Source organism: Streptomyces sp. WAC06614, from assembly GCF_003949795.1.
Classification (GTDB): Bacteria; Actinomycetota; Actinomycetes; order Streptomycetales; family Streptomycetaceae; genus Streptomyces.
Window position 1 is genome coordinate 1 of the sequence record NZ_RPRY01000211.1, and the last position, 12134, is coordinate 12134.

The following is a 12134-nucleotide window of genomic DNA, read 5'->3' on the forward strand; positions in this document are numbered from 1 at the left end:
GGCCCCGGCCCGGCGGGAGGCGGGCCCGGGGCCCGCCCGCCACCGCGCCCGGCCGGGGCCGGACCCCAAGGGCCCGGGGCGCATACGCCGCCGCTCGCCGCGCGGCGGTGGGGGCGGTCATCCGGTGGTGTCGGGGTGGACGAGTTCGGTGATGCCCCGGGACGACAGGTGGGCCGGGTCCTTCGCGCGGTCGGACAGGACGATCGCCGGGCGGACGCCCTCCGTCGCGAGGCGGGTCCAGGCCTCGAAGACCGGGCCGCCCGGGGCGCACACCGAGCGGTGCGGGGCGGACCCGGCGCCGCCGACGTCGGCGACCACCGCCGTGGTCCGTACCGCCGCGCCCGGGCCGCTCAAGGCCCGGTGCGCCGCGGCGGCGCGGGCCACCGCGACGCCGCCCGGCTTGGGCCGGCGGTCGTTCGTCAGCAGCCCCAGCCCGTACTCCAGCTCCGGGAAGTCCACCAGTTCCCGCGCGACGTCGTGCGAGCACCACCACGTCACCCCCCACACGTCCCGGCAGTCCAGCACGTGCGCGAGCGTCGCCTCCGCGAACGCCGCCGCCCGCTCCGGCGGCACCAGCGGCGCCGGCGCCCCCACCTCCTGGAGCCACACCGGCCGCCCCGGCTCCACCGCGTACGCCTTGGCCAGCTCGACCAGGTACGCCGCGTGCCGTTCGGTCGCCGCCCCGGCGGCCCCGTACCGCTGGGCCGTGCCGTTGAACACCCAGGCGTGCACCACCGAGGCCGCGCCCAGCCGGGCCGCCTGCGCGCCCGTGAACGGGTGGCCGTCGCGGTACCAGACCGCGTCGTCCTCGGCGTGCACGTGGAACCGCCCCGCAGCGCCCCGCGCGCACGCCGCCAGCATCCGCTCCAGCCAGGCCTGCGCCTGCTCCGGGGTGATCCGGTCGGGGTCGGGGTGGGTCACGTCGGCGAACTGGTTCACCTCGTTGCCGACCGTCATCCCCAGGAAGTGCGGCCGGTCCGCCAACGCCCCGGCCAGCGTGCGCAGGTACTCCTCCTGGGCCGCGACCACGTCCGGATCGCGGAACAGGCTGCGCCGGTGCCAGGTCCGGGTCCACGACGGCAGGAAGTCGAAGCTCGACAGGTGCCCCTGCAGGCCGTCCACGACCACGTCCAGCCCCCGCTCCCCGGCGGCGTCCGCCAGGGCGACCAGCTGCTCCACGGCCCGCGGCCGCACCAGCGCCCGGTTCGGCTGGAACAGCGGCCACAGCGGGAACACCCGTACGTGGTCCAGCCCGAGCTCCGCGACCGAGTCGAGGTCGGCCCGGACCTCGGACAGGTCGAAGTCGAGCCAGTGGTGGAACCATCCGCGGGTCGGCGTGTAGTTCACGCCGAAGCGCACTGCGTCGGACATGGGGCCGTCCCTGGGTGTGAAGCGCGCAGCCGGTCCTCGCCGGAACCGGACGCGGGCGTGGTGCAGGGGTCCCGGTGTCGCCCGGGTCCCGGGGCCGGGCGTACCGAGGTGCAGGCGTACCGGGGTCCGGGCGTACCGGCGTACCGGCGTACCGGGGTCCGGGCGTACCGGCGTACCGGGGTCCGGGCGTACCGGCGTACCGGGGGCCAGGCGTACCGGGGTCCCCAGCGTCCTCACACTTCCGCTCCCGCCCCGCCCGCGTCAACACGCCCTCCGCCCGCGCCCGGTGGCCCCTGGCGCGATCACCGCCCCTGCGCCGCACCCTCCCGGGCGAAGCCCGTCATCAGCGGCCCGCTCCTCAAGTTCCTCTCACCCCGGGGCTCTTGAAGCTGGCCTGACTCATGCGGTTTAGTCGGGCACCGGGAAATTCCGCCGGACGCAGCGGAAGGGGACGGGACGGGGCATGGGCCGCAGACCCACCATCAAGGACATCGCCCGCCGGGCCGGGGTCTCCGGGAGCGCGGTCTCCTTCGCCCTCAACGACCGCCCGGGCGTCTCCCGCGAGACCCGCGCCCGTATCCGCCGGGTCGCCGAGGAGCTCGGCTGGCGGCCCGACAGCGCCGCCCGCGCCCTGTCCGGCGAACGCGTCGGCGCCGTCGGCCTGGTGCTCGCCCGGCCCGCCCACACCCTCGGCGTGGAGTCGTTCTTCCTCCAACTCGTCACCGGCATCCAGGAGGCCCTCTCGGCGGCCGGGACCCCGCTGCTGTTCCAGGTGGTCGAGGACCTCGACGCCGAGTGCGCGCTCTACCGCAGCTGGTGGGCCGAGCGCCGGGTGGACGGGGTCCTCGTCGTCGACCCCAGGACCCACGACCCCCGCCCCGCCCTGCTCGCCGGGCTCGGGCTGCCCGCCGTCAGCGTGGGCGACCCGCGGCCCGCCCCGCCGCTGACCTCGGTCTGGGCGGACGACGCCCGCGCCATGGCCCAGGTGCTCGACCACCTCCACGCCCTCGGCCACCGCCGGATCGTCCATGTCGCGGGCCTGCCCGACCTCGCCCACACCGCCCGCCGGATCGCCTCCCTGCGCACCGAGGCCCGCCGCCGCGGTCTCGGGCCCGAGGAGGTCCGTTCGGTGCCCACCGACTACTCCGACGCCGAGGGCGCCGAGGCCACCCGGCGGGTGCTGCGCGCAGCGCAGCCGCCGACCGCGCTGGTCTACGACAACGACGTGATGGCCGTCGCCGGCGCCGCGGTCGCCGCCGGGCTCGGCATCCCCGTCCCGTCCCGGCTCTCGCTCGTGGCCTGGGACGACTCCGCGCTGTGCCGGGTCACCCACCCCCGGCTGACCGCCCTGGTCCGCGACACGGCCGGGTTCGGCCGGCTCGCCGCCGAGGAACTGCTCGCCGTCCTGGCCGGCGGCCCGCCGCGGGCGCGGCAGGCGGAACAGCCCCGCCTCGAACCCCGCGAGAGCACCGCTCCGCCGCCGCCCGCATACTGAAGGCGACCCCTTCCAGGAGCACACGTGACCACTTCCACCTCGGCCCTCCCCACGTCGCGCGGCGGCGCGGGCGACCCGTCCGCCGGGCTGACGGCCGCCATCGACATCGGCGGTACGAAGATCGCCGGCGCCCTGGTGCACCCCGACGGCTCGATGCCGGTGACGGCCCGCCGGCCGACACCGCGCGCAGTGGACGGGGAGGGCGTACTGGCGGCCGTCGCCGAGGTCGTCGCCGAGCTCGCCACGTCCCCGCTGTGGCCCGGCGTGGCCCGCTGCGGGATCGGCAGCGCCGGCCCGGTGGACGCCTCCCGCGGTACGGTCAGCCCCGTCAACATCAGGGCCTGGCGGGACTTTCCCGTCCAGGCGCGGGTGGCCGCGGAGCTGGAGCGGCACGGGGCCGGGGTGCCGACCGTCCTGGTCGGTGACGGGGTGGCCATGACGGCCGCCGAACACTGGCGGGGCGCCGCCCGCGGACACGACAACGCGCTGTGCATGGTGGTCTCCACCGGCGTCGGCGGCGGGCTCGTCCTCGGCGGCCGGCTCCACCCGGGACCCACCGGCAACGCCGGTCACATCGGCCACATCAGCGTCGAGGTCGGCGGCGAACGCTGCGCCTGCGGCGGACGCGGCTGCGTCGAGGCCATCGCCTCCGGCACGGCCATCGCCCGCTGGGCCCTCGCCCAGGGCTGGACCGGCCCGGACCGTACGGCCGCCGGGGTGGCGGCGGCGGCCCGGGCGGGCGAGCCCGTCGCGGTGGCCGCCTTCGACCGCGCCGGGCGCGCCCTGGCCGCGGCCATCGCGGCCACCGCCACCTTGGTCGAGACGGACATCGCGGTGATCGGCGGCGGGGTCGCGGCCGCCGGGGAGGTCCTCTTCGGCCCGGTCCGCGCCCACCTGGCGACCTACGCCACGCTGTCCTTCGTGACCGGCCTGGAGATCGTCCCGGCCCAGCTCGGCACGGACGCCGGCCTGATCGGCGCAGCCGCCGCCGCCACCGAACTCCTCCACTGACCCCCGCCCGTGCCCCGGGGGGCCCGGACCCCCGGCCCGCCGAACGCAGGGCTCCAGGGCTGCGGGGTGTCAGCGGACCGGGCTGCGCCCCCGCACCGGTCACGCCCGCGCGCAGCGTTACGGCTTGACCGAGCGGTAGTAGCGCTGCGCGCCCTCGTGGAGTTCCAGGGGGTCCGTGTAGATCGCCGTCCGCAGGTCCACGAGCTGGGCGGCGTGGACCTCGTGGCCGATGCCGTCGCGGCTGAGCAGGACGGTGCGGGTGAACCATTCCGTCAGGCCCGCGCTGGTCCGGTCGGTGGTGACCAACAGGTTCGGCACGGCCAGGGTCGCCACCGCCGAGGTGTTGCGGGCCCGGGCGTACGCGTCCTGCGGCATCACCGCCGGCCGGTAGTAGCGGGTCATGCCCCCGCCGCCCTGCATGGCCTCCACCAGGTCACCCAGCGGCACCAGCCGGATCTCGTAGCGCTCCGACAGCTCCCGCACCGCGTTGGTGGGCAGGCCGCCGGACCAGAAGAACGCGTCGATCCGCCCCGCCTGCAGCTCCGCCGGCATCTGGTCGATCCCTATCGGCACGGTCGTCACGTCCCGCAGCGGGTCCAGCTTCGCCGCCGTGAGCAGCCGTTCGGAGACCAGCCGCACCCCGGAGCCCGGCTGGCCGATCGCCACCCGCTTGCCCCTCAGGTCCGCCGCCGCATGCACCGGCGAGGCCGCCGGGACCACCAGCTGCACGTAGTCGTCGTACAGCCGCGCCACCCCGCGCAGCCGCTCCGCGCCGGGCCGGTGGTCCGTCTGGTACTTGGCCACCGCGTCGGCCGTGGCGATGGTGACGTCCGCCTCACCCGTGGCCACCCGCTGGAGGTTCTGCTGCGAGCCCTCGCTCGGCACCAGCCGTACGTCGACCCCCGGCATGTCCCGGTGCAGCGCCTGCTGCAGCAGATCGCCGTAGCGGTGGTAGACCCCGGTGGGGACGCCGGTGCTGAAGGTCAGCCGGCCCGTCGGCTCGGACTGCCCGAACGGCCACAGCCACCACGCCAGCGCCCCGAGGGCGACCAGCACGGCGAGCAGGCCCCGCACGGCGCGGCGCCTGCTGACCCGGGGGAGTACGAACGGCATGCGCGCGATCCTGCCACCCGCCCGCCGCTCCTGTCACGGCAGGCCGGGGCGGCCGGCCGGGACCCCGCCCCACGCAGGGGCCTTACCCTTGTCGGGTGAGTGTTGAGGGCGAGGCGACTGTGAAGACCTACGAGGTGCGCACCTACGGGTGCCAGATGAACGTGCACGACTCCGAGCGGCTCTCCGGCCTGCTGGAGGACGCCGGCTACGTACGCGCACCCGAGGGCACCGGCGAGGGCGAGGCCGACGTCGTCGTCTTCAACACCTGCGCCGTCCGCGAGAACGCCGACAACAAGCTCTACGGCAACCTCGGCCGGCTCGCCCCGATGAAGGCCCGGCGCCCCGGCATGCAGATCGCCGTCGGCGGCTGCCTGGCGCAGAAGGACCGCGAGACCATCGTCCAGCGGGCCCCTTGGGTCGACGTCGTCTTCGGCACGCACAACATCGGCAAGCTGCCCGTCCTGCTGGAGCGCGCCCGCGTCCAGGAGGAGGCGCAGGTCGAGATCGCGGAGTCGCTGGAGGCCTTCCCCTCGACGCTGCCGACCCGCCGCGAGTCCGCGTACGCCGCGTGGGTGTCGATCTCCGTCGGCTGCAACAACACCTGCACCTTCTGCATCGTCCCCGCCCTGCGCGGCAAGGAGGAGGACCGCCGTCCCGGCGACATCCTCGCCGAGATCGAGGCGCTGGTCGCGGAGGGCGTCTCCGAGATCACCCTGCTCGGCCAGAACGTCAACGCCTACGGTTCCGACCTCGGCGACCGCGAGGCGTTCAGCAAGCTGCTGCGCGCCTGCGGCGGGATCGAAGGGCTGGAGCGCGTGCGCTTCACCTCCCCGCACCCGCGCGACTTCACGGACGACGTGATCGCCGCCATGGCCGAGACCCCGAACGTGATGCCGCAGCTGCACATGCCGCTGCAGTCCGGTTCGGACCCGATCCTGAAGGCGATGCGCCGCTCGTACCGCCAGGAGCGCTTCCTCGGCATCATCGAGAAGGTCCGCGCGGCCATCCCGCACGCCGCCATCTCCACCGACATCATCGTGGGCTTCCCCGGCGAGACCGAGGAGGACTTCGAGCAGACGCTGCACGTCGTGCGCGAGGCCCGGTTCGCGAGCGCCTTCACCTTCCAGTACTCCAAGCGGCCCGGTACGCCCGCCGCCGAGATGGACGGCCAGATCCCCAAGGAGGTCGTGCAGGAGCGGTACATGCGCCTGGTCGCCCTCCAGGAGGAGATCTCCTGGGAGGAGAACAAGAAGCAGGTCGGCCGCACCCTGGAGGTCATGGTCGCCGAGGGCGAGGGCCGCAAGGACGGCGCCACCCACCGGCTCTCCGGCCGGGCCCCCGACAACCGCCTGGTGCACTTCACCAAGCCGGACGTCGAGGTCCGCCCCGGCGACGTGGTGACCGTCGAGATCACCTACGCCGCCCCGCACCACCTGCTCGCCGAGGGTGCCACCCCGGACTCGGCCGTGCGCCGCACCCGGTCCGGCGACGCCTGGGAGAAGCGCAACGCCGCCGCCGCGGCGAAGCCGGCCGGCGTCCTCCTGGGTCTGCCCACCGTCGGCGCCCCGGCCCCCCTCCCGGCCGCCACCGGCGGCTGCGCCCTGTCCTGACCGTGCCGGGCGCGAGCGATCCCCCGCCGCACGGCCCCGGCCGGGGCCGTGCGGCTAGGCTGCGATCATGCTCGTAGCCGCCGCCGTGTGTCCCGCTCCGCCCCTGCTCGTGCCGCAGCTCGCGCAGGGGGCCGCCGAAGAACTCGCCGCCGCCCGGACCGCCTGCTCCGACGCGCTGGCCGTGCTCGCCGCGTCCCGGCCCGACCTGCTGGTGGTCGTCGGCTCCTCGCCCCAGGGCGGGGCCTACGACCAGGGGACCCGCGGCTCGTTCGCCGGGTTCGGGGTCGACCTGACCGTCCGGCTCGGCCCGGAGCCGGAGGAGCCCTCCGGGCACGCCACCGGCACGGACCTGCCCCCCTCCCTGGCCGTCGGCGCCTGGCTGCTGGAACAGGCCCGCTGGGGCGCCGCCCCGATCGCCGGGGTGGCCGTGGCCGCGGGCCTGGAACCCGCCGCCTGCGCCCGGCTGGGCGAGGACCTCGCCGGCTCGGGCGACCGTGTGGCCATGCTGGTCCTGGGCGAGGGCAGCGCCTGCCGCACCCTGAAGGCCCCCGGCTATCTGGACGAGCGCGCCGAGGGGTTCGACGCCGGGGTCGGGCGGGCGCTGGCCGCCGCCGACACCGGGGCGCTGGCCGCGCTGGACCCCGTACTCGCCGGGGAGCTCCAGGCGGCCGGGCGGGCCCCCTGGCAGGTGCTGGCCGGGGCCGCCGCCGGGCGCGGCCTGACCGGCCGGCTGCTGTACGAGGACGCGCCCTACGGGGTCGGCTACTTCGTGGCCGCCTGGTCCTGAGCCGCCCCGCGCCGCGTCCACCCGGGGGCCGGACGACCACGGGACAAGGAGCGCGGAACGCGGAAGGGGCACGGCACCCTGCCGGGTCCCGCGCCCCTTCCCGGGATCACGTCACGAGGCCGCCGGCGGCGGGGTCGGCCCGCCGGGGGAGTCCTTGTGCGCGATCTTGCCCAGGGCACCCTTGGCCTTGTCCGCACCGGTCGCCATCCGGTCGTGGTACTTGCCCTTGGTCTTCTCGTCGACGACCTTGACGACCTTGTCCAGGCCCTCTCCGATCCTGCCCTGGTGCTGCTGGGCGAGGTCTCCGACCTTGTCCTTCGCGGGCGCGAGCTTGTCCTTCAGCTGGTCCAGAAAGCCCATGGGCCACCTTCCCCTTGGCGTAGCTACCTACGGGCGCCTTCCCCGGCCTCGCTGTCCGCCGCCTCGCCGGCCGACTGCTGCTTGGGGATCTCCACGCCTCCCGGCGCGTCCGTCTCCCCGGCGGCAGCGTCGTCGGCCGTCGCGGTGTCCGCCACGGCGGCCTCGGCGACGTCCGCCTCGGCCTCCGGGCCGTCCGGGGCCACCGCTGCTGCGGTCTCCTCGGTCGACTCCTCGGACTTGCGGCGGCGGAACCGGCTGAAAACGCCCATGTCTACTCCTCCAACGGTACTCGTGCGGGTGAAGTTCCGCCCTGGACGGACCGGCCCGTGCCGGCTGCCCTTCCGGCCGGAACCTCGCCAGGGCAACGACCCCGCCCCGACCCCGTCACGTAACCCGTTCGGGTCCACCTCGTTCCGTTTGCGAAACTGGACCGGTGAGAAGTGCAGCCCCCGCCCCGCGCGTCATCGCCGTCGTCGGTCCCACCGCGGCCGGCAAGTCCGATCTCGGCGTCGCCCTGGCCCGCCATTTCGACGGCGAAGTCGTCAACGCCGACTCCATGCAGCTCTACCGGGGGATGGACATCGGCACCGCGAAGCTGACGACCGAGGAGCGCGGCGGGGTCCCGCACCACCTCCTCGACGTCTGGGACGTCACCGTCACCGCCAGCGTCGCCGAGTACCAGCGGCTCGCCCGCGCCGAGATCGACCGGCTGCTCGCCGAGGGCCGCACCCCGGTCCTCGTCGGCGGCTCCGGCCTCTACGTGCGCGGCGCCCTGGACCCGATGGAGTTCCCCGGCACCGACCCCGCCGTCCGGGCCCGGCTGGAGGCGGAGGCCGCCGAGTGCGGCCCCGGCGCCCTGCACGCCCGCCTCGCGTCCCTCGACCCGGCCGCGGCCGCGGCGATCCTGCCCAGCAACGGCCGCCGCATCGTCCGGGCGCTGGAGGTCATCGAGATCACCGGCAAGCCGTTCACCGCCAACCTGCCCGGCCACGAGTCCGTCTACGACACCGTCCAGATCGGCGTCGACGTCGCCCGCCCCGAGCTCGACGAGCGGATCGCGCTGCGCGTGGACCGCATGTGGGACGCCGGCCTGGTGGACGAGGTCCGCGCCCTGGAGGCCCAGGGCCTGCGCGAGGGCGTCACCGCCTCCCGTGCCCTCGGCTACCAGCAGGTCCTGGCCGCGCTCGCGGGCGAGTGCACCGAGGACGAGGCCCGCGCCGAGACGGTCCGCGCCACCAAGCGGTTCGCCCGCCGCCAGGACTCCTGGTTCCGCCGTGACCCGCGGGTGCACTGGCTCAGCGGGGCCGCCGCCGACCGCGCGGAACTCCCCCGGCTCGCGCAGTCGTTGGTCGAACGAGCGGTCACAGCCTGATCACGTGATGGCATCGGGACGCCCCGAGGGGCAAATCGGGGTCTTGGGCCGTGCCATCATCAAACTCCACCGGTTTCACCACCGGCGGTGAACTGCCGTATACGAAGTCCGAGTGGGGAGGGCGCGTGGCGATGGAGGCCGGCCCTCGCGACACCGGGCAGGGCGACGACACCCGGCGGGATGCCGACCCGATGCTCCAGGACGGGCTCGGGCTGCCCGCGGACCCGGCCCGGCTGACCCCGGACGGTCCCGACGCCCTCGCCGCCGGCGAGGACGGCGAGGTCGACGTCTCCGGTCCCGAGGTCGAGGTCGAGCTGCGCCCGCAGCGCCGGCTGCGGATCTGGCAGATCGCCCCGATCGTGATGCTGGCCGCCGCGGGCTCGCTGATGTTCGCCTTCCCGCTCGCCTTCGAGTTCGGCGACGGCGGCGCCGTCGTGGCCATGCTCGGCCTGCTGATCAGCTCCTGCGCCGGCGGCTGGGGCATGATGGCCGCCCGCCGCGTCGGCTACACCTGGCCCGGCCTGCCCGCGCGCGGCTCCGGCGGCCGCCCCGACTGGCGCATCGTCGGGCTGTACGCCCTCTTCGCCCTGGCCGCGGTCACCCTGGCGGTCTGGCGCGTGGCCCGCCTGCGGCCGTAGGCCCGTACGCCTCGACGCGCCTACGCCGTACCACCCGCGTACGCCCGTACCGCGCGCCGCCGCGTCCCGTACGCCCGTACCGCGCGCCGCGCCGGGCGTCCCACCAGGCGGATCCCCCCGGCCCGCCTCCGCCGCCCCGGCTACGATGGGCCCGTGACCAGCGCACTCGCCTTCCTCAAGGGCCACGGGACCGAGAACGACTTCGTGATCCTGCCGGACCCCGACAACGCCCTCGACCTGCCCGCGCACGCCGTCGCCCGGCTGTGCGACCGCCGGGCCGGTCTCGGCGCGGACGGCGTCCTGCACGTCGTACGGTCCGCCGCCCACCCCGAGGCCCGGCACCTGGCCGACGAGGCCGAGTGGTTCATGGACTACCGCAACAGCGACGGCTCGATCGCCGAGATGTGCGGCAACGGCGTCCGCGTCTTCGCCCGCTACCTCCAGTACGCCGGCCACGTCGAGCCCGGCGACCTCGCCGTGGCCACCCGCGGCGGCGTCAAGCGGGTCCACCTCGACAAGAGCGGCGACGTCACGGTCTCCATGGGCCGCGCCGTCCTCCCCGAGGAGCAGGTCACCGTCACCGTCGGGGACCACAGTTGGCCCGCCCGCAACGTCAACATGGGCAACCCGCACGCCGTGGCCTTCGTCGACAGCCTCGACCAGGCCGGCGACCTGTACGCACCCCCGCCGTTCAGCCCCGCCGGGGTCTACCCGGACGGCGTGAACGTCGAGTTCGTCGTCGACCGCGGCCCCCGCCACGTCGCCATGCGCGTCCACGAACGCGGCTCCGGCGAGACCCGCTCCTGCGGCACCGGCGCCTGCGCCGTCGCCGTCGCCGCCATCCGCCGCGACGGCGCCGACCCGGCCGTCACCGGCGAGCCCGCCACCTACACCGTCGACCTGCCCGGCGGCACCCTGGTCGTCACCGAGCACCCCGACGGCGCGATCGACATGACCGGACCGGCCGTGATCATCGCCGCCGGAGAGTTCGATCCGGCCTGGCTCACCGAAACGGTTTTCGGCTGAGGATTCCCTCTCATGGGTGATCCGTTTCACGCTCAGCGAGAGCCGGACTGCGCCACGTGGTGGGGTCGGTAGCATCAGACACCGGCCCTGAGGGCTCACCCCTGCCCGCCGACGCCGGTCGAAGCCGCCGGAGGTGCCCATGAGTGCAGAGGCCACGAACCCCGACTCACGCCCCGAGGTCCGCAGACGCGGCCGGGCCCGCCTCGATCTGCGCAGGCTGGGCCGGGCCGCACTGCTCGGGCCGACCGCCCGCGACCGCCTGCCGGACGCCATCGGGCACGTCGCCGAGGCGCACCGCGCCCACCATCCCGACGCCGACCTGTCGGTGCTGCGCCGGGCCTACGTCCTCGCCGAGTCCTCCCACCGCGGGCAGATGCGCAAGAGCGGGGAGCCGTACATCACCCACCCGCTCGCGGTGACCCTGATCCTCGCCGAACTCGGCGCCGAGACCACGACCCTGACGGCGTCCCTGCTCCACGACACCGTCGAGGACACCGAGGTGACCCTCGATCAGGTGCGCGCCGAGTTCGGCGACGAGGTCGCCTTCATCGTGGACGGCGTCACCAAGCTGGAGAAGGTCGACTACGGCGCCGCCGCCGAACCGGAGACCTTCCGCAAGATGCTCGTCGCCACCGGCAACGACGTCCGCGTGATGTCCATCAAACTCGCCGACCGGCTGCACAACATGCGCACCCTCGGCGTCATGCGCCCCGACAAGCAGGTCCGCATCGCCACCGTCACCCGCGACGTCCTGATCCCGCTGGCCGAACGGCTCGGCGTGCAGGCCCTCAAGACCGAGCTGGAAGACCTCGTCTTCGCGATCCTGCACCCCGAGGAGTACGAGCGCACCCGCGCCCTGATCGCCGCCCACGCCGGCGAGGGCGACCCGCTGCCCGCCATCGCCGACTCCGTACGGGCGGTACTGCGCGAGGCCGGGATCCAGGCCGACGTGCTGATCCGGCCCCGGCACTTCGTCTCCGTCCACCGCGTGGCCCGCAAACGCGGAGAACTGCGCGGCTCCGACTTCGGCCGGCTGCTGGTCCTCGTCGCGGAGAACGCCGACTGCTACGCGGCCCTGGGCGAGTTGCACACCTGCTTCACCCCGGTGGTCTCCGAGTTCAAGGACTTCGTCGCCGCGCCCAAGTTCAACCTCTACCAGTCCCTGCACACCGCCGTCGCCACCGCCGAGGGCGTGATCGCCGAAGTCATCGTCCGCACCCGGCAGATGCACCGGGTCGCCGAGGCCGGCGTGGTCGCCCTCGGCAACCCGTACACCAGCGTCCCCGCCCTGCCCGGCGCACCCGGTGCATCTGCCGGGTGCGGACGATGACTTCGGCGATCACGCCCTCGG

11 protein-coding genes and 1 pseudogene are annotated in these 12134 nt (G+C 75.1%); 8 read left to right on the forward strand and 4 right to left on the reverse strand.

Annotated elements, in window-relative coordinates; translation table 11 throughout:
* Window positions 1–117 precede the first annotated feature (117 nt).
* Window positions 118–1371: a glycosyl hydrolase gene (locus tag EF918_RS24340; protein WP_125650470.1), complete on the reverse strand. Its 1254-nt coding sequence runs from the start codon at window positions 1369–1371 to the stop codon at window positions 118–120.
* A gap of 463 nt (window positions 1372–1834) precedes the next feature.
* Between EF918_RS24340 and EF918_RS24345 the strand changes: the two genes are divergently transcribed.
* Entirely contained in the window at window positions 1835–2866 is a 1032-nt protein-coding gene (locus tag EF918_RS24345) for a LacI family DNA-binding transcriptional regulator (protein WP_125650472.1), read from the forward strand.
* 87 nt (window positions 2867–2953) lie between these two features.
* Window positions 2954–3877, forward strand: a complete 924-nt coding sequence (locus tag EF918_RS24350) for an ROK family protein (RefSeq protein ID WP_125650491.1) — start codon at window positions 2954–2956, stop codon at window positions 3875–3877.
* A gap of 117 nt (window positions 3878–3994) precedes the next feature.
* Here the strand turns inward: EF918_RS24350 and EF918_RS24355 are convergent, their stop codons facing one another.
* Window positions 3995–4990, reverse strand: a complete 996-nt coding sequence (locus EF918_RS24355; protein WP_125650474.1) for a TAXI family TRAP transporter solute-binding subunit — start codon at window positions 4988–4990, stop codon at window positions 3995–3997.
* Between the two features lie 95 nt (window positions 4991–5085).
* On the opposite strand from EF918_RS24355, the gene miaB reads away from it, so the two are divergent.
* Together miaB and EF918_RS24365 are read left to right on the forward strand one after the other, a co-directional pair.
* Entirely contained in the window at window positions 5086–6600 is a 1515-nt protein-coding gene (gene miaB / locus EF918_RS24360; protein WP_125650476.1) for a tRNA (N6-isopentenyl adenosine(37)-C2)-methylthiotransferase MiaB, read from the forward strand.
* A 67-nt stretch (window positions 6601–6667) separates the two neighbouring features.
* Window positions 6668–7387, forward strand: a complete 720-nt coding sequence (locus tag EF918_RS24365) for a class III extradiol dioxygenase subunit B-like domain-containing protein (protein ID WP_125650478.1) — start codon at window positions 6668–6670, stop codon at window positions 7385–7387.
* Between the two features lie 111 nt (window positions 7388–7498).
* On the opposite strand, the gene EF918_RS24370 is transcribed toward EF918_RS24365, so the two are convergent.
* Window positions 7499–7747: an antitoxin gene (locus EF918_RS24370; RefSeq protein WP_125650481.1), complete on the reverse strand. Its 249-nt coding sequence runs from the start codon at window positions 7745–7747 to the stop codon at window positions 7499–7501.
* A gap of 23 nt (window positions 7748–7770) precedes the next feature.
* Entirely contained in the window at window positions 7771–8016 is a 246-nt protein-coding gene (locus EF918_RS24375; RefSeq protein ID WP_125650483.1) for a hypothetical protein, read from the reverse strand.
* Between the two features lie 164 nt (window positions 8017–8180).
* Between EF918_RS24375 and miaA the strand changes: the two genes are divergently transcribed.
* The 4 genes and pseudogenes from miaA to EF918_RS24395 all read left to right on the forward strand — a co-directional run.
* Window positions 8181–9119 carry a tRNA (adenosine(37)-N6)-dimethylallyltransferase MiaA gene (gene miaA / locus EF918_RS24380; protein ID WP_125650485.1) on the forward strand — a complete coding sequence of 313 codons (939 nt, stop codon included), beginning with the start codon at window positions 8181–8183 and terminating at the stop codon, window positions 9117–9119.
* A gap of 131 nt (window positions 9120–9250) precedes the next feature.
* Window positions 9251–9757 (forward strand): hypothetical protein, encoded by a 507-nt coding sequence (locus tag EF918_RS24385; protein WP_185921898.1) that lies wholly within the window; start codon window positions 9251–9253, stop codon window positions 9755–9757.
* Between the two features lie 153 nt (window positions 9758–9910).
* On the forward strand, window positions 9911–10783 hold the full coding sequence (gene dapF, locus EF918_RS24390) for a diaminopimelate epimerase (protein WP_125650489.1): 873 nt from the start codon (window positions 9911–9913) through the stop codon (window positions 10781–10783).
* 139 nt (window positions 10784–10922) lie between these two features.
* Window positions 10923–12056: pseudogene (locus EF918_RS24395) on the forward strand (HD domain-containing protein); the annotation flags it as partial.
* Window positions 12057–12134 lie beyond the last annotated feature (78 nt).

Bases quoted from the DNA above. Each gene is read 5' to 3' on its own strand.
- EF918_RS24365 (WP_125650478.1), top strand. From the start codon at position 6,668: ATGCTCGTAGCCGCCGCCGTGTGTCCCGCTCCGCCCCTGCTCGTGCCG.
- EF918_RS24355 (WP_125650474.1), bottom strand. From the start codon at position 4,990: ATGCCGTTCGTACTCCCCCGGGTCAGCAGGCGCCGCGCCGTGCGGGGC.
- EF918_RS24345 (WP_125650472.1), top strand. From the start codon at position 1,835: ATGGGCCGCAGACCCACCATCAAGGACATCGCCCGCCGGGCCGGGGTC.
- EF918_RS24375 (WP_125650483.1), bottom strand. From the start codon at position 8,016: ATGGGCGTTTTCAGCCGGTTCCGCCGCCGCAAGTCCGAGGAGTCGACC.
- EF918_RS24370 (WP_125650481.1), bottom strand. From the start codon at position 7,747: ATGGGCTTTCTGGACCAGCTGAAGGACAAGCTCGCGCCCGCGAAGGAC.
- EF918_RS24385 (WP_185921898.1), top strand. From the start codon at position 9,251: ATGGAGGCCGGCCCTCGCGACACCGGGCAGGGCGACGACACCCGGCGG.
- EF918_RS24340 (WP_125650470.1), bottom strand. From the start codon at position 1,371: ATGTCCGACGCAGTGCGCTTCGGCGTGAACTACACGCCGACCCGCGGA.